Raw genomic sequence first — 16,247 nt, 5'->3', positions numbered from 1 at the left:
ACCGAAGTCGCCCTTTTTCCGTCTTGCCCTTTACTGCTTACGCCGCACTGAACAGCTTGTGCGGGTCGATCACGAACTTCTTCGGCACGCCCGCATCGAACTCGCCGTAGCCCTTCGGTGCGTCATCCAGGCTGATGACCTGGACACCGACGATCTCGGCAATATTGATCCGATCCCACATGATCGCCTGCATCAGCTGGCGGTTGTACTTCATCACCGGGGTCTGGCCGGTGTGGAAGCTGTGGGACTTGGCCCAGCCGAGGCCGAAGCGGATGCTCAGGCTGCCCATTTTCGCGGCAGCATCCACCGCACCCGGGTCTTCAGTCACATACAGGCCCGGAATACCGATCTTGCCCGCCACGCGGACCACGCCCATCAGCGAGTTGAGCACGGTGGCCGGAGCCTCGTGCTTCACGCCTTCATGGCCGTGACCACGGGCTTCGAAGCCCACGGCATCGACGGCACAATCCACTTCAGGTTCGCCCAACAGCGCGGCGATCTGTTCGTGCAGCGGGGTGTCCTTGGACAGGTCGGCGATTTCGAAACCCTGGGCCTTGGCGTGGGCCAGGCGGATCGGGTTGACGTCACCGATGATCACCACCGCCGCGCCCAGCAGGCGCGCCGAAGCCGCCGCCGCGAGGCCGACCGGACCGGCACCGGCGATGTATACGGTGCTGCCTGGACCAACACCCGCGGTGACCGCGCCGTGGTAGCCGGTAGGCAGGATGTCGGAGAGGCAGGTCAGATCGCGGATCTTCTCCATGGCCTTGTCGCGATCCGGCAGCTTGAGCAGGTTGAAGTCGGCGTACGGCACCAGCACGTATTCAGCCTGGCCGCCGGTCCAGTCGCCCATGTCGACATAACCGTAGGCACCGCCGGCACGGGCCGGGTTGACGGTCAGGCAGACGCCGGTGTGTTGCTCCTTGCAGGAACGGCAGCGCCCGCAAGCCACGTTGAAGGGGACCGAGACCAGGTCGCCGAGTTTCAGGTTCTCGACGTCGCTGCCCTTCTCGATCACTTCACCGGTGATTTCATGACCCAGGACCAGACCGGTCTGGGCAGTGGTACGGCCACGGACCATATGCTGGTCCGAACCACAGATGTTGGTGGAGACGACGCGCAGGATGACACCGTGCTCAATCTTCCTGCCGCGTGGGTCCTGCATTTTCGGATAGTCGATTTTCTGCACCTCGACCTTGCCATTGCCGAGATACACCACACCACGATTGCCAGACATGCTTTCACCTCGCTGTTGTTTTTATGTAGCAACACGTTGCCAGGGGGCAGCGCGTAGATTGCTCGGGTTATTGCCTGTGGTTGTTGCGTTGTTCTTGCGACCTCTTCGCCAGCAAGCCGGCTCCTACAGGGGCATTGCTTCACGGCAGGCACCGCGTCCACTGTGGGAGATTGCCCGGGTTATTGCCTGTGGTTGTTGCGTTGTTCTTGCGGGCCTCTTCGCCAGCAAGCCGGCTCCTACAGGGGTATTGCTTCACGGCAGGCACCGCGTCCACTGTGGGAGATTGCTCGGGTTATTGCCTGTGGTTGTTGCGTTGTTCTTGCTGGCGATGAGGCCGGCACCGGCAGCAAAAAAATCAGAGGACGACGGTCCTGTTGGCGTTGAGGAAAACCCGCCGTTCAATGTGATACCCCACCGCTCGCGCCAACGTCAGCCCTTCGATATCGCGGCCCTTGGCGATCAGGTCCTCGGGGTAGTGACTGTGGTCCACCACCTCCACGCCCTGGGCAATGATCGGGCCTTCATCCAGGTCGTTGTTGATGTAGTGCGCAGTGGCCCCCACCAGTTTCACGCCCTTGTTATAGGCCTGGTGATAGGGCTTGGCGCCCTTGAAGCCGGGCAGCAACGAGTGGTGGATATTGATGGCCTTGCCGTCGAGCTTGCGACACAGCTCGGGCGAGAGCACCTGCATATAGCGGGCGAGAATCACCAGCTCCGCACCGGACTCCTCGATCACCTGCCAGACCTGGCGTTCCTGACCCGGCTTGTCGTTCGGGTCCAGCGGGAAATGGTAGTAGGGAATCTGGTGCCAGTCGGCCAGGGGCTTGAGGTCCGGGTGGTTGGAGACCACGGCGGCCACGTCCATGGACAATTGGCCGATGCGCTGGCGGTAGAGCAGGTCGTTGAGGCAGTGATCGGCCTTGGAGACCATGATCACCACTTTCGGCCGGTAGTTCGGCGGGGTCAGTTCGAACAGCATGCCGAAGGACTCACCGCGCAGGGCGAGGCCGGCGCGGAAGGCCAGTTCGTCGAAACCGTCGGGCTGGCGAAACTCCACGCGAATGAAGAAACGCCCCGAGAGGCGGTCATCGAACGAGTGGTGCTCGGTGACGTAGCAGCCCTGCTCGAACAGATAGCGGGTCACCGCATCCACCGTGCCGAGCACGCTGGGGCAGTCGGCGGTCAAAATCCATGTATCGGGGGCGCGGCTCATTGCTTGACTCCTGTTCGTGAGGGGCAACCGCCAAGCGGTTGATCGCAAGCCTCTTGGTAGAGAGCTCCAGGCAATCCTTACCCTTGTATACGACACCAAACCCTGTAGGAGCCAGCTTGCTGGCGATGGAGGCCAACGATAACGCTGGGCGCCTGAAACACTGCGGCGCCCGTGAGTCCATCGCCAGCAAGCTGGCTCCTACAGATCACACAAAACCTCAGGCCTGGACGCTGAGACCGTACTCGGCCGCCGCATCCTGCAACCACAACCACCAGTAATCCGAGAAGCTGCGACGGATCACCAGCTCCCAGGTGTCTTCGGCGGTGTGGCGGATCATCAGTTGCGACTTGGCGAACACCGTCCCGACGGCTTTACCCACCGGAAAGCTGTTCGGGTGCACGTCATAGCTGGTGGACTTCATCAGCACCTGGCGCACGTTCGGTCCGCTCAGCTCCAGCAGTTGCTGGCCGCCGCTGACATTGACGATAGCAATATGCAGGTCGCCCAGGGCTTCGCGCAGCGCCTTCTCGGCAGCGAACTCTTCGCCGCTCGGGACGATCAGCAGCCACTCGTCAGGGCCAAGCCATTGCAGGCTGGTATCGCCCTTGGCAACCACGGTCAGTGCCACGGGCAGTTCCAGGCCCAGGGCCTTGTGCACGCCGGCGGCGAAGGCCGCGTCATGGCCATCGCCACGAATGGTCAGGTGACCGAGCAATTTTTTTTCCCGCACGGTGACACCGGCGTTCTTGCGGCCTTTACCCACCAGGCTGGCGAGGTCGGCATGGTGCAACGACGACTCGGCCTTGGCCCCGGAAGTCGGGCGTTGTTGGTAAACGTTGGCTGTGGTCATGTGAAACACCTGTGTTGAATTCTGTCTTTGCGGTTGTCCGTGGACCCTGTGGTGACTGTGCCGCCGTCATCGCCGGCAAGCCAGCTCCTACAAGGTCCGCGTCCAACCTCGATCCCGGGTTCCGTCAGATGTTCTGGCGATCACCCTTCGGATCGAAGAACACCGAAGAAACGATTTCCGCCTCGATCACGCTGCCATCGGCCAGCGGTGCGAACACCCGCTCGCCCATGCGCTTCAGGCCGCCCTTGACCACGGCCATGGCAAATGAATAGCCAAGGGAGTTGTGGGCATAGCTGGAGGTCACGTGACCGACCATTTTCATCGGGATCGTCTGCTTGGTGTCGAACACCAGCTGGGCGCCTTCCGGCAGCCACTTGGTCGGATCGATCGGCTTGAGCCCGACCAACTGCTTGCGCTCTTCACGCACGCAGTCTTCACGGTTCATCCCGCGCCAGCCGATCCAGGAGAACGGCTTGGTCCGGCCGACACACCAGCCCATGTTCAGGTCGTCCGGGGTCATCGAGCCGTCCGTGTCCTGGCCGACGATGATGAAACCCTTCTCGGCCCGCAGCACGTGCATGGTCTCGGTGCCGTACGGGGTCAGGTTGTACTGCTTGCCCGCCTCGACGATTTTCTCCAGCACACCCATGGCGTAGTCGGCCTGGACGTTGACCTCATAGGACAGCTCGCCGGTAAAGGAGATCCGGAACACCCGCGCCGGCACACCGCCGACCAGGCCTTCTTTCCAGGTCATGAACGGGAACGCGTCCTTGTCCAGGTCGATGTCGGTCACTTCGCTGAGCAGCTTGCGGCTGTTCGGCCCGGACAGGGTCATGGTCGCCCAGTGGTCGGTCACGGAGGTGAAGTACACCTTCATGTTCGGCCACTCGGTCTGGTGGTAGAGCTCCAGCCACTGCAGGACGCGAGCCGCGCCGCCGGTGGTGGTGGTCATCAGGAAGTGGTTGTCGGCCAGACAGGCGGTGACGCCGTCGTCGAAGACCATGCCATCTTCCTTGCACATCAAGCCGTAGCGCGCCTTGCCCACGTCGAGCTTGGTCCAGGCGTTGGTGTAGATACGGTTGAGGAATTCACGGGCGTCCGGGCCCTGGATATCGATCTTGCCCAGGGTCGAGGCGTCGAGCAGGCCGACGCTGTCACGCACGGCCTTGCACTCACGCTTGACCGCCGCATGCAGGTCTTCGCCGTTGCGCGGGAAGTACCACGGACGTTTCCATTGACCCACGTCCTCGAACTCGGCGCGCTGCTTCACATGCCAGGCCTGCAAGGCGGTGTAGCGCACCGGCTCGAAGATATGCCCGCAGTGACGGCCGGCGACCGCGCCGAAAGTCACCGGCGTATAGTTCGGGCGGAACATGGTGGTGCCCATCTGCGGGATGGTCACGTTCAACGAACGGGCGGCGATGGCCAGGCCGTTGACGTTGCCCAGCTTGCCCTGGTCGGTGCCGAAGCCCAGCGCGGTGTAGCGCTTGACGTGTTCGACCGACTCGAAGCCCTCGCGGGTCGCCAGTTCGATGGCGGCGGCGGTGACGTCGTTCTGCAGGTCGACGAATTGCTTTGGCGCCCGTGCGGTAGCTTTTTCATGGGGCACCTGGAACAGCGCCAGGGTCGGCTCTTCCAGACGCGACAGGGCTTTGGGCAGCACGCCTTCGACCGCCTTGAAACCGGCTTCGCTGGCCACGCGAACGCCACCTTCAAAACCGTCGGCCAAGGCATCGGCCAAGCCGTAGACGCCGTTGATACCGCCGACGCACACGCGTTTCTGCGGTGCTTCGCCCGGTACGAAACCGAGGATATCTTCACGCCAGGTCGGTTTGCCGCCCAGGTGCGAGGCCAGGTGGACCACCGGGCTGTAGCCGCCGGAGCTTGCTACCAGATCGCAGTCCAGCCATTCGCCAGGGCTGGTGACTTTATGGGCCTTGACGTCGATGGCGGCGACGCGCGCCGCAGTCACGTGCTTGCTGCCACGGGCTTCGATCACGGCGCTGCCGGTGAGGATACGAATCCCCTTGGCCCGTGCTTCTTCCACCAGTGCGCCGCGCGGGTTGCTGCGGGCATCGGCGATAGCCACCACTTGCAGGCTGGCATCGAGCCAGTCCAAAGCCACACGATAGGCGTGATCGTTGTTGGTGCTCAGCACCAGCTTCTTGCCCGGGGCCACGCCGTAGCGGCGGACGTAGGTCGAAACGGCACCGGCGAGCATATTGCCCGGTACGTCGTTGTTGCCGTAGACCAGCGGACGCTCATGGGTACCGGTGGCCAGGACCACGCGCTTGGCGCGGACCCGGTGGATACGCTGGCGCACCTGGCCAATCGGCGCACGGTCACCGAGGTGATCGGTGAGGCGCTCGTGAATGGTCAGGAAGTTGTGGTCGTGGTAGCCGTTGACGGTGGCGCGCGGCAACAGCAGCACGTCCGGCAGGCCTTTCAATTCGGCGATAACGCTGGCGACCCACTCGGCCGCCGGCTTGCCATCGAGGCTTTCGCGCGAATCGAGCAGGCTGCCGCCGAACTCTTCCTGTTCATCGGCCAGGATCACCCGCGCACCGCTGCGCGCGGCGGCCAGTGCAGCGGCCAGACCGGCAGGGCCGGCACCGACGATCAGCACGTCGCAGTGCTGGTTCATGTAGTCGTAGGTGTCCGGATCGTTCTCGGTCGGCGAGCGACCGAGGCCCGCGGCCTTGCGGATGTACTTCTCGTAGGTCATCCAGAACGACTGCGGATACATGAAGGTCTTGTAGTAGAAGCCCGGTGGCATCAGCTTGCCGCCGACCTTGCCGAGAATCCCCATCATGTCGTTGTTGACGCTCGGCCAGCCGTTGGTGCTGGTAGCCACCAGGCCCTGATACAGCGCTTGCTGGGTGGCACGCACGTTAGGGATCTGGGTCGCTTCGGTGGCGCCGAGTTGCAGGACCGCGTTCGGCTCTTCGGCACCGGCGGCAAAGATGCCCCGTGGCCGGGAATACTTGAAGCTGCGACCGACGATATCCACACCGTTGGCGAGCAACGCGGCGGCCAGGGTGTCGCCTTCAAAGCCTTTATAGACCTGGCCGTTGAAGGTGAAGCTCAAGACTTTGTTGCGGTCGATCCGACCACCGTTGGACAGGCGATTGACCTGGCTCATACCTTCTCTCCCACAGCCGCGCCGGGCACTTTCGAACTGTCTGCTTTAGCGGTGAATTGCGGCTTCTCGCCAATCTTGTAGCTTTCGAGAATCTCGTAGGTAACGGTGTCGCGGGTCACGTTGAAATACTGACGGCAACCGGCAACGTGGTCCCACAACTCGTGGTGCAGGCCGCGGGGGTTATCGCGGAAGAACATGTAGTCGCCCCACTGCTCGTCGGTGCAGGTGCCCGGGTCCAGTGGACGCGGGATATGCGCCTGGCCGGAAGCGTGGAATTCCTCTTCGGAGCGCAGCTCGCCGCAATGAGGACAGAAGATATGCAACATAGGGATTTCTCCTGTTAGTGGGCGACCGCAGCAGCACCGTGTTCGTCGATCAACGCACCGTTGTGGAAACGGTCGATGGAGAAGGGAGCGGCCAACGGGTGCATTTCACCCTTGGCCAGGCTCGCGGCAAACACGTTGCCCGAGCCAGGGGTAGCCTTGAAGCCGCCGGTGCCCCAACCGCAGTTGAAGAACATGTTCGGGACCGGGGTTTTCGAAATGATCGGGCAGGCATCCGGGGTGGTGTCGACGATGCCGCCCCACTGGCGGTTCATGCGCACGCGGGACAACACCGGGAACATCTCGACGATGGCCTGGATGGTGTGCTCGATCACCGGGTACGAACCACGCTGGCCGTAGCCGTTGTAGCCGTCGATACCGGCACCGATCACCAGGTCGCCCTTGTCGGACTGGCTGATGTAACCGTGCACGGCGTTGGACATGATCACGCTGTCGATGATCGGCTTGATCGGCTCGGACACCAGCGCTTGCAGCGGGTGCGATTCGATCGGCAGGCGGAAACCGGCCAGCTTGGCCATATGCCCGGAGTTACCGGCGGTGACCACGCCGACGCGCTTGGCGCCGATAAAGCCCTTGTTGGTTTCGACACCGATGCACACGCCGTTTTCCTTGCGGAAACCGATCACTTCGGTCTGCTGGATCAGGTCGACGCCGAGGGCGTCGGCCGCACGGGCGAAGCCCCAGGCCACGGCATCGTGACGGGCCACGCCGCCGCGACGCTGGACGGTAGCGCCCATCACCGGGTAACGGGCGTTCTTCGAGCAGTCCAGGTACGGAATCTCGTCCGCCACCTGCTGGGTGTTGAGCAGTTCGCCGTCGACGCCATTGAGGCGGTTGGCGCTGACCCGACGCTCCGAATCACGGATGTCCTGCAGGGTGTGGCACAGGTTGTAGACGCCGCGCTGGGAGAACATCACGTTGTAGTTCAGGTCCTGGGACAGGCCTTCCCACAATTTCATCGCGTGTTCGTACAGGTGCGCCGACTCGTCCCACAGGTAGTTGGAACGCACGATAGTGGTGTTACGGGCGGTGTTGCCGCCGCCCAACCAGCCCTTCTCGACCACGGCCACGTTGGTGATGCCGTGCTCCTTGGCCAGGTAGTAGGCGGTCGCCAGACCATGCCCGCCGCCGCCGACGATGACCACGTCATAGACCTTTTTCGGGGTCGGCGTGCGCCACATTTTCTGCCAGTTTTCGTGATGGCTGAGAGAGTGCTTGAAGAGGCCGAAGCCCGAATAGCGTTGCATAGTCATTTACTCCAAAACCGCTCTCAGCGATAAACCGGGAAATCCGCGCACAGGGCTGTCACGTGCTTGGCGACGTTCGCTTCGACATCCGCGTCGCCGAGGTTGTCGAGGATGTCGCAGATCCAGCCGGCCAGCTCGACGCACTGGGTCACCTTGAACCCACGCGTGGTGACGGCCGGGGTGCCGATGCGCAGACCGGAAGTGACAAACGGCGACTGTGGATCGTTCGGCACGGCGTTCTTGTTCACGGTGATATGGGCACGGCCCAGGGCGGCATCGGCCTCTTTGCCGGTCAGGCCCTGACGGATCAGGCTGACTAGGAACAGGTGGTTGTCGGTACCGCCGGACACTACATCGTAGCCGCGTTTGATAAATACGCCCGCCATGGCCTGGGCGTTATCGATCACTTGCTGCTGGTAGGCCTTGAAGCTTGGCTCCAGGGCTTCCTTGAAGCTCACGGCCTTGGCGGCGATCACGTGCATCAGCGGGCCGCCCTGGCCGCCGGGGAATACCGCGGCGTTGAATTTCTTTTCCAGTTCTTCGTTGGCCTTGGCCAGGATCAGGCCGCCACGGGGACCGCGCAGGGTCTTGTGGGTGGTGGTGGTGACCACGTCGGCGTAGGGCAGCGGGTTCGGGTACAGGCCAGCAGCGACCAGACCGGCCACGTGGGCCATGTCGACGAAGAAGTAAGCACCGACCTTGTCGGCAATTTCACGGAAGCGTGGGAAATCGAGGGTTTTCGAGTAGGCCGAAAAACCGGCGATGATCATTTTCGGCTTGTGCTCGACCGCCAGGCGCTCGACTTCGTCGTAGTCAATCAAGCCGGTGGTGGTGTCGATGCCGTACTGCACGGCGTTGTAGAGTTTGCCGGAGAAGCTGACCTTGGCGCCGTGGGTCAGGTGACCGCCGTGGGCCAGGCTCATGCCCAGCACGGTGTCGCCGGCGTTGAGCAGGGCCAGGTAGACCGCGGCGTTGGCCTGGGAACCGGAGTGCGGCTGGACGTTGACGTAGTCGGCGCCGAACAGTTGCTTGGCGCGTTCGATGGCCAGGGCCTCGACCTTGTCCACGTGTTCGCAGCCACCGTAGTAGCGCTTGCCTGGATAACCTTCGGCGTATTTGTTGGTCAGGCCGCTGCCCTGGGCCTGCATGACGCGCTTGCTGGTGTAGTTTTCCGACGCGATCAGCTCGATATGATCTTCCTGGCGCTGCTCCTCGGCATTCATGGCCGCCATCAGTGCATCGTCATAACCCTGGATCTGGTCTTGCTTGCTGAACATCGCGTCTCTCCCAGCGGCGGCGGTGCGCCATTTTTATCAGTGGGGCCGTTGCCTGACGGCAGTGCCCTTTGAATGCGATGGTAGGGCCGACGCAGACCGATCAAATGCCTATGGACGCCACGCAAAGGTGCGTTTACGACATGGCTTGGCGCGCTGAGATAGTCGAGGGCCGAACAGCGTCTGGAACAAGGATCTGGAAAACACCACAACCCCTGTAGGAGCAGGGCTTGCCCGCGAAGAGGCCGGTGCGGGCGATCCAGAGATCAGGTTGACAATACTGACGCCTTCGCGGGCAAGCCCTGCTCCTACAAGGACAGCGTCAACCTTTCGATCTATAGAGGCTTTTCCTACGGAAACTGTGCCTGTGCGATAACGCCAATTCTGGTTACAGTGCGCACCATAATCGTTCACAAGGACCGGGCCATGACCGACAAGAGCCAACAATTCGCCAGCGACAACTATTCCGGTATCTGCCCCGAGGCCTGGGCCGCCATGGAACAGGCCAACCACGGCCACCAGCGCGCCTACGGCGACGACGAATGGACCCAGCGCGCCGCCGACGGCTTCCGCCAGTTGTTCGAAACCGACAGTGAAGTGTTCTTCGCCTTCAACGGCACCGCGGCCAACTCCCTGGCCCTGTCGTCGTTGTGCCAGAGCTACCACAGCGTGATCTGCTCGGAGACCGCCCACGTCGAGACCGACGAGTGCGGCGCGCCGGAGTTTTTCTCCAACGGTTCCAAACTGCTCACCGCACGCACCGAAAATGGCAAGCTGACCCCGGACTCGATCCGCGAAATCGCCCTCAAGCGCCAGGACATCCACTACCCCAAGCCGCGCGTGGTGACCCTGACTCAAGCGACCGAAGTCGGCAGCGTCTACACCCCGGATGAAATCCGCGCCATCAGCGCCACCTGCAAGGAACTCGGCCTGCACCTGCACATGGACGGCGCGCGGTTCTCCAATGCCTGCGCCTACCTCGGCTGCACCCCGGCCGAACTGACCTGGAAGGTCGGCGTCGACGTGCTGTGCTTCGGCGGCACGAAAAACGGCATGGCGGTGGGTGAAGCGATCCTGTTCTTCAATCACGACCTGGCGGTGGATTTCGACTATCGCTGCAAGCAGGCCGGGCAGTTGGCCTCGAAAATGCGCTTTCTCTCGGCGCCCTGGGTCGGCTTGCTGGAAAACGACGCCTGGCTCAAGCACGCCCGCCACGCCAACCACTGCGCGCAGCTGCTCAGCAGCCTGGTCAAGGACATTCCCGGCGTCGAACTGATGTTCCCGGTGGAGGCCAACGGCGTGTTCCTGCACCTCTCGGAACCGGCCATCGCCGCGCTGACCGCCAAGGGCTGGCGCTTCTACACCTTCATCGGCAAGGGCGGCGCGCGCTTCATGTGCTCGTGGGACACCGAGGAAGCGCGGGTACGGGAACTGGCGGCGGATATTCGCGAGGTGATGGCCGCCTGACCACAGAGGCTACGGACCTTTATGGCCTCTGTGAGAGCCGGCTTGCCGGCGATAGCGTCTGGACAGGCACCACAAGGCTCACCGGCCTCTTCGCTGGCAAGCCATGCTCCTACAGGGACCGTGCCAGCCTCTGATCCGGGCGGTATCGTCAGTGTTGCCCGATGGTTTTCGAAATCACTTCGACCGTGGCGCTGACCTGCTCTTGGTAACGGTCCAGTTCTTCCCGGTGACGCTGCTGCGCTTCGATCTGCTGCGAACACAGGTTCAACGCCGCCAATACCAGCAGCTTGTCGCCGATCAGCGTGGGGAACTTCTTCTTGGTGTCGGCCAACGCCGCCCGGAGCATTACCGTCGCGTCCTGCAAGGTCCGCTCCTGGCCGGCGGGGGCCTTGATCGAGTACTCCTCGCCGAGGATCGAGATGACGGTCACCCCATCGCTGCTGGTTCTCATGCGCTCACGGGACCTGCGCTGACACGCTCGACCAGCGCCTGGATACGGGCGGCGGTAGCACCGTGCTTTTCTTCCTGTTCCATCAGGCTCAGTTGCAGGCTTTCGTTTTCGTCCTTGGCCTGGGCCAGTTCAGTGCTCAGCGCGGTATTGGCGGCCAACAGCTCCTGTTTTTGCTGAACCAGCTCGCTGACCAGTTGTTCCAGTTGACTCAGGGAAGCTTCCAACATTTTCTTGATCTCTCGGGCAGTTTCAAAGGGCGCGTACGATAAAGAAAAGCCCCCCTGTTTGCCAGGGGAAAACTGTCGCAAAGCCTTGATTTTCCTGGCGGGGTGCTTTTCCTGGAACCTTAGGGACTGCGATTGCCAGGACATGTTCCCCGCCCCCTGTCGGAAACCTCCGCCTGCGACAAATACGCGCAGGGGCTTAAGACTTTAGTCGAATGACCGATAGGTCATTCAGACACGCCTTAAAAGTCGCACGGAATGCGCCCTCCTCTCAGGTAGCCACCATGTCCCTACGCAACATGAACATCGCCCCGCGCGCCTTCCTCAGCTTCTCCCTGATCGGCGCGCTGATGCTGATCCTGGGGATATTTGCCCTGAACCAGATGAGCAAGATCCGTGGCGCCGCCGAAGAGCTCAGTACCAACAGCGTGCCGAGCATCAAGAGCCTCGACGACCTTACCCAACTGACCCTGCGCCTGCGGGTGCTGTCCTATCGCCTGGTGACCAACCGCGCGCCCGACGAGCAACAGAAAATCCTCGACCTGTTCACCCTGCGCAACCAGCAGATCGGCAAGGCCCAGGCCATCTACGAAAAACTGATCAGCAGCCCTGAAGAGCGCGTGGCCTACGACCGCTATGTGCAGGTGCTCGGCCAGTACCGCCAGCTTGAAGATCGGATGAAAAGCCTGTCGCGCAACAATCAGGTCACTGAACTGGCAGCCCTGATCAACAGCGACTTGCTGGCCAACTCCGAACAGGTCAACACCGTGCTCACCAAGCTGGTGGAGATCAATACCCAGCAGACCGACGACACCCATCAACAAGCCGCCGACCAATACGCCTCGGCGTTCAATATGGTGGTGGGCTTGCTGCTGGCCGCCACCGGCCTGACCCTCCTGCTCGCCTGGTTGCTGACCAACAGCATCACCCACCCTATCGCCGACGCCCTGACCGCCGCCGAGCAGATCGCCGAAGGCGACCTGACCCGACCGATCCAGGTCGAGGGAAACGACGAAGCCGGGCGCCTGTTGCAGGCCATGGTCAAGATGCAGCAGAAACTGCGCGACACCCTGCAGCGTATTTCCGGTTCGGCGACCCAGCTGGCTTCGGCGGCGGAAGAGCTGAATGCCGTCACCGACGAAAGCGCCAAGGGCCTGGTACGGCAGAACAACGAGATCGAACAGGCCGCCACGGCGGTCAATGAAATGACCAGCGCCGTGGAAGAAGTCGCGCGCAATGCCGTGAGCACTTCCGAAGCGTCGAAGAACGCCACCGCCTCGGCCGGCGACGGTCGTGACCTGGTGCAGGAAACCGTCGGCGCCATCGAACGCATGAGCAGCGATGTGCAAAGCACCGCAACGCTGATCGGCAACCTGGCCAAGGAATCCCAGGATATCGGCAAGGTACTGGATGTGATCCGCGGGCTGGCCGACCAGACCAACCTGCTGGCCTTGAACGCGGCGATTGAAGCGGCACGGGCCGGGGAAGCCGGGCGTGGTTTTGCCGTGGTGGCGGATGAGGTTCGTGCTTTGGCGCACCGGACCCAGCAGTCCACCAGCGAAATCGAACGGATGATCGGCAGTATCCAGGGTGGGACCGAGCAAGCAGTGGATTCGATGCGCAACAGCACCGATCGGGCGGAGTCGACCTTGAATATCGCCAAGGGCGCGGGGATGGCGCTGGACACCATCAACACGGCGATTGTCGAGATCAACGAACGCAACCTGGTGATCGCCAGTGCGGCGGAGGAGCAGGCTCAGGTGGCCCGCGAGGTGGATCGCAATCTGGTGAATATCCGCGATCTGTCGGTGCAATCGGCGACCGGGGCGAACCAGACCAGCGCCGCGAGCAATGAGCTGTCGCGCCTGGCGGTGGATTTGAACAGCATGGTGGCGCGGTTCAGTCTGTAAACCTCAAGACCCAAGCGATTAAAGTCCGGTTCACGCGGACTGTAGGAGCAGGGCTTGCCCGCGAAGCTTTTGGCGGTCTTACGGGCCTCTTCGCTGCGATGCGGCGTCCCGACAAGCCATGCTCCTACAGGGGCCGTGTTCGGCCTTAACATTAGGGCAAGCCCCCTCGCCACAAGGGGACCGCGGTGCTTCAGTTAATACTCGATCCGCACATCCCCCTTCGGCACGCTGCAGCACGACAGGATATAACCCTCGGCCACATCGTCGTCGGTGATCCCGCCGTTGTGCTCCATCTCCACTTCGCCGCCCAGCTTCAGCACCTTGCAGGTCCCGCAGATGCCCATGCCGCAGGCCTTGGGAATCATCAGGCCAAGCTTGGCCGCCGCCGCGTGCACGGTTTCCCCCGGTGCCACACGAATGCTCTTGCCAGTCGCGGTGAACTCCACTTGATGCAGATCCGCCGCATCCACTTCCGGTGCCTCTGCAGCCTGTTCGGCCTGTTCCACCGCGTCGGCACGAGCCTCCGGCGGCGTCGCACCGAACGACTCTTCGTGGTAGCGGCTCATATCGAACCCGGCCGCTTCCAGCAAACGCTTCACCGCGTTCATATACGGCGTCGGCCCGCAGCAGAACACCTCACGCTCCAGGAAGTCCGGCGCCATCAACTCCAGCATCTTGTGGTTCAGATAACCGCGATAACCGGCCCACGGCTCGCCCAAACCATGCTTCTCACAAATCAGGTGCAGGCTGAAGTTGTCGATCCGCGAGGCCATATGCTCCAGCTCGCGGTGATAGATGATGTCCTTGGGCGAACGGGCGCTGTGGATAAACACCATGTCGACATTGCCGTTGGTATCGTAGAACCAGCGGGCCATGGACATCACCGGGGTGATACCGACGCCGCCACTCAGGTACAGCACCTTGGGGCTCGGGAAGTCGATGGCGTTGAACAGCCCCACCGGACCGTGCACCGCCAGCTCCTGGCCTTCGTGCAGGGTGTCGTGCAACCAGTTGGAAACCTTGCCGCCGGGCACGCGCTTGATGGTCACCGAAAAGCTGTAGGGCACCGACGGCGAGCTGGAAATGGTGTAGGAGCGCATGATCGGCTGGCCTTCGATTTCCAGCTCCAGGGTGACAAACTGCCCCGGCTTGAAAAAGAACATGATCGGCTGGTCGGCCATGAAGCAGAAGGTGCGCACATCCCAGGTTTCCTGGATGACCTTCACGCAGCGCACGATATGCCGACCATTGGCCCAGGTCTGGGTTGTTACCGGATTGAGGAAGTTGTTCGACATATTGTTCTCCACCGCCGACTGTCGGCTCTATGTTGGCGATTCTGCGCAAGGGTCGAAGCGACCATTTACCTATCCGCGACATTGGCATGCTTATCGCGACCAGCCCGCAACGACCGGGGGTTGCGCGTCGGGAACGGATTCGGCCATGTCGCCCATGGATAAGGTTCATGTCGCTGCCAGCCGCACACTCCATCGCAAATGATCCAATGTATTTCCGTACTTGCGTGCTAACCGTATCAGCCACTATTCGCCGGCCACACCGCATGGCCATGAGGACTAAATCGATGGACGTCACCGCAACCCTGAGCCTGGGCGATCCGCTGGAACCCGCACGCAAGGCCACCGCGCAAATGCTGCAAGAGCGCGAACGCACCTTCTCCCTGCCGCAACCGTTCTACTCCGATGAGCGGCTGTTCGAAATCGATATGCAGGAAATCTTTCAGAAAGAGTGGTTGATCGCCGGCATGACCTGCGAAATCCCGACCAAGGGCAACTACATGACCCTGCAGATCGGCAAGAACCCGATCATCGTGATTCGCGGCGCCGACGGCGTGGTCCACGCCTTCCATAACGTCTGCCGCCACCGCGGTTCGCGGTTGTGCACCAGCGACAAGGGCAAGGTCGCCAAGCTGGTCTGCCACTACCACCAGTGGACCTACGAACTGGACGGGCGCCTGCTGTTCGCCGGCACCGAGATGGGCGCCGACTTCGACATGAAGCAGTACGGCCTCAAGCCGGTGCACGTGAAGACCTCCGGCGGCTACATCTTCATCAGCCTGGCGGAAAACCCGCCCGCCATCGATGAGTTCCTGACGACCCTGAACCACTACATGGAACCCTACGACATGGAAAACACCAAGGTGGCGGTGCAAACCACCTTGATGGAGAAGGCCAACTGGAAGCTGGTGCTGGAAAACAACCGCGAGTGCTACCACTGCGGCGGCTCCCACCCGGAACTGCTGAAGACCCTGCTGGAATGGGACGACGTCACCGACCCGCGGGCCGACCAGAAATTCAAGGACCACGTGGCCGAATGCACCGTGGCCTGGGAAGCCGAGAAGATCCCTTACGCCCACGCCAGCTTCGGCCTGCGTAACCGGATCGTGCGCATGCCGCTGCTCAAGGGCACCGTGTCCATGACCATGGACGGCCAGCAGGGCTGCAAGAAGCTGATGGGCCGGATCAAGAACCCGGATTTGGGTTCGATGCGCATCCTGCACCTGCCGCACTCGTGGAACCACTGCATGGGCGACCATATCATCGTGTTCACCGTGTGGCCGATCAGCGCCCAGGAAACCATGGTCACCACCAAGTGGCTGGTACACAAGGATGCGGTGGAAGGCGTCGACTATGACGTGGCGCGCATGCGTGAAGTCTGGGATGCGACCAACGACCAGGACCGTCGCCTGGCCGAGGAAAACCAGCGCGGTATCAATTCCACGGCCTACCAGCCAGGGCCGTACTCGAAGACCTATGAGTTTGGCGTGGTCAACTTTGTGGATTGGTACAGCGAGCGGCTGTTGAGCAACCTGGGGGCCGAGCCTGCGCCGTACCTCAAGGGTGTGCCGGTGCACGGCTAAGAGCAAAGGCTTC

13 protein-coding genes are annotated in these 16,247 nt (G+C 62.2%); 3 read left to right on the top strand and 10 right to left on the bottom strand.

Annotation, left to right across the window (positions count from 1 at the left end; translation table 11 throughout):
- Nucleotides 1-37: 37 nt before the first annotated feature.
- The 7 genes from fdhA to glyA form a co-directional block, all read right to left on the bottom strand.
- Nucleotides 38-1,237 (bottom strand): formaldehyde dehydrogenase, glutathione-independent, encoded by a 1,200-nt coding sequence (gene fdhA / locus M5C01_RS23155; protein WP_103498198.1) that lies wholly within the window; start codon nucleotides 1,235-1,237, stop codon nucleotides 38-40.
- 355 nt (nucleotides 1,238-1,592) lie between these two features.
- Nucleotides 1,593-2,450 (bottom strand): formyltetrahydrofolate deformylase, encoded by an 858-nt coding sequence (gene purU, locus M5C01_RS23150; RefSeq protein WP_152741099.1) that lies wholly within the window; start codon nucleotides 2,448-2,450, stop codon nucleotides 1,593-1,595.
- A 217-nt stretch (nucleotides 2,451-2,667) separates the two neighbouring features.
- Nucleotides 2,668-3,300 (bottom strand): sarcosine oxidase subunit gamma family protein, encoded by a 633-nt coding sequence (soxG, locus tag M5C01_RS23145; protein ID WP_100938565.1) that lies wholly within the window; start codon nucleotides 3,298-3,300, stop codon nucleotides 2,668-2,670.
- A 124-nt stretch (nucleotides 3,301-3,424) separates the two neighbouring features.
- On the bottom strand, nucleotides 3,425-6,442 hold the full coding sequence (locus M5C01_RS23140; RefSeq protein ID WP_152741100.1) for a sarcosine oxidase subunit alpha: 3,018 nt from the start codon (nucleotides 6,440-6,442) through the stop codon (nucleotides 3,425-3,427).
- The gene (locus tag M5C01_RS23135) at nucleotides 6,439-6,768 is read right to left on the bottom strand and encodes a sarcosine oxidase subunit delta (protein ID WP_100938567.1); all 330 of its coding nucleotides are present in this window, start codon (nucleotides 6,766-6,768) and stop codon (nucleotides 6,439-6,441) included. The genes M5C01_RS23140 and M5C01_RS23135 overlap by 4 nt, the downstream gene beginning before the upstream one ends.
- Nucleotides 6,769-6,782: 14 nt before the next feature.
- Nucleotides 6,783-8,033, bottom strand: coding sequence for a sarcosine oxidase subunit beta (locus M5C01_RS23130; protein ID WP_103498195.1), 1,251 nt, complete (start codon nucleotides 8,031-8,033; stop codon nucleotides 6,783-6,785).
- Nucleotides 8,034-8,056: 23 nt separating this feature from the next.
- Complete coding sequence (glyA, locus tag M5C01_RS23125) at nucleotides 8,057-9,310, bottom strand: serine hydroxymethyltransferase (RefSeq protein WP_103498194.1); 1,254 nt, start codon at nucleotides 9,308-9,310, stop codon at nucleotides 8,057-8,059.
- A 423-nt stretch (nucleotides 9,311-9,733) separates the two neighbouring features.
- Between glyA and M5C01_RS23120 the strand changes: the two genes are divergently transcribed.
- Nucleotides 9,734-10,774, top strand: a complete 1,041-nt coding sequence (locus M5C01_RS23120) for a low specificity L-threonine aldolase (protein ID WP_152741101.1) — start codon at nucleotides 9,734-9,736, stop codon at nucleotides 10,772-10,774.
- Between the two features lie 148 nt (nucleotides 10,775-10,922).
- On the opposite strand, the gene M5C01_RS23115 is transcribed toward M5C01_RS23120, so the two are convergent.
- On the bottom strand, nucleotides 10,923-11,225 hold the full coding sequence (locus M5C01_RS23115; RefSeq protein WP_152741102.1) for a cell division protein ZapA: 303 nt from the start codon (nucleotides 11,223-11,225) through the stop codon (nucleotides 10,923-10,925).
- Nucleotides 11,222-11,452, bottom strand: a complete 231-nt coding sequence (locus tag M5C01_RS23110) for a hypothetical protein (protein ID WP_100938572.1) — start codon at nucleotides 11,450-11,452, stop codon at nucleotides 11,222-11,224. The genes M5C01_RS23115 and M5C01_RS23110 overlap by 4 nt, the downstream gene beginning before the upstream one ends.
- 281 nt (nucleotides 11,453-11,733) lie before the next feature.
- On the opposite strand from M5C01_RS23110, the gene M5C01_RS23105 reads away from it, so the two are divergent.
- Complete coding sequence (locus M5C01_RS23105; protein ID WP_152741103.1) at nucleotides 11,734-13,359, top strand: methyl-accepting chemotaxis protein; 1,626 nt, start codon at nucleotides 11,734-11,736, stop codon at nucleotides 13,357-13,359.
- Between the two features lie 194 nt (nucleotides 13,360-13,553).
- Here the strand turns inward: M5C01_RS23105 and gbcB are convergent, their stop codons facing one another.
- Nucleotides 13,554-14,654 carry a glycine-betaine demethylase subunit GbcB gene (gene gbcB, locus M5C01_RS23100; RefSeq protein ID WP_152741104.1) on the bottom strand — a complete coding sequence of 367 codons (1,101 nt, stop codon included), beginning with the start codon at nucleotides 14,652-14,654 and terminating at the stop codon, nucleotides 13,554-13,556.
- Nucleotides 14,655-14,938: 284 nt separating this feature from the next.
- On the opposite strand from gbcB, the gene gbcA reads away from it, so the two are divergent.
- Nucleotides 14,939-16,234: a glycine-betaine demethylase subunit GbcA gene (gbcA, locus tag M5C01_RS23095; RefSeq protein WP_103495267.1), complete on the top strand. Its 1,296-nt coding sequence runs from the start codon at nucleotides 14,939-14,941 to the stop codon at nucleotides 16,232-16,234.
- Nucleotides 16,235-16,247: the final 13 nt, after the last annotated feature.

Source organism: Pseudomonas sp. MWU12-2319, assembly GCF_023242525.1.
In the GTDB taxonomy this organism is placed as follows: Bacteria; Pseudomonadota; Gammaproteobacteria; order Pseudomonadales; family Pseudomonadaceae; genus Aquipseudomonas; species Aquipseudomonas gingeri_D.
The sequence above is the reverse complement of the archived record's forward strand: the minus strand, read 5'-3'. Positions and strand labels throughout refer to the sequence as shown.

Coding starts and splice junctions, on each gene's coding strand:
- M5C01_RS23115 (WP_152741102.1), bottom strand. CDS start 11,225: ATGAGAACCAGCAGCGATGGGGTGACCGTCATCTCGATCCTCGGCGAG.
- gbcA (WP_103495267.1), top strand. CDS start 14,939: ATGGACGTCACCGCAACCCTGAGCCTGGGCGATCCGCTGGAACCCGCA.
- M5C01_RS23135 (WP_100938567.1), bottom strand. CDS start 6,768: ATGTTGCATATCTTCTGTCCTCATTGCGGCGAGCTGCGCTCCGAAGAG.
- M5C01_RS23140 (WP_152741100.1), bottom strand. CDS start 6,442: ATGAGCCAGGTCAATCGCCTGTCCAACGGTGGTCGGATCGACCGCAAC.
- M5C01_RS23120 (WP_152741101.1), top strand. CDS start 9,734: ATGACCGACAAGAGCCAACAATTCGCCAGCGACAACTATTCCGGTATC.
- gbcB (WP_152741104.1), bottom strand. CDS start 14,654: ATGTCGAACAACTTCCTCAATCCGGTAACAACCCAGACCTGGGCCAAT.
- fdhA (WP_103498198.1), bottom strand. CDS start 1,237: ATGTCTGGCAATCGTGGTGTGGTGTATCTCGGCAATGGCAAGGTCGAG.
- purU (WP_152741099.1), bottom strand. CDS start 2,450: ATGAGCCGCGCCCCCGATACATGGATTTTGACCGCCGACTGCCCCAGC.
- M5C01_RS23105 (WP_152741103.1), top strand. CDS start 11,734: ATGTCCCTACGCAACATGAACATCGCCCCGCGCGCCTTCCTCAGCTTC.
- soxG (WP_100938565.1), bottom strand. CDS start 3,300: ATGACCACAGCCAACGTTTACCAACAACGCCCGACTTCCGGGGCCAAG.
- glyA (WP_103498194.1), bottom strand. CDS start 9,310: ATGTTCAGCAAGCAAGACCAGATCCAGGGTTATGACGATGCACTGATG.
- M5C01_RS23110 (WP_100938572.1), bottom strand. CDS start 11,452: ATGTTGGAAGCTTCCCTGAGTCAACTGGAACAACTGGTCAGCGAGCTG.
- M5C01_RS23130 (WP_103498195.1), bottom strand. CDS start 8,033: ATGCAACGCTATTCGGGCTTCGGCCTCTTCAAGCACTCTCTCAGCCAT.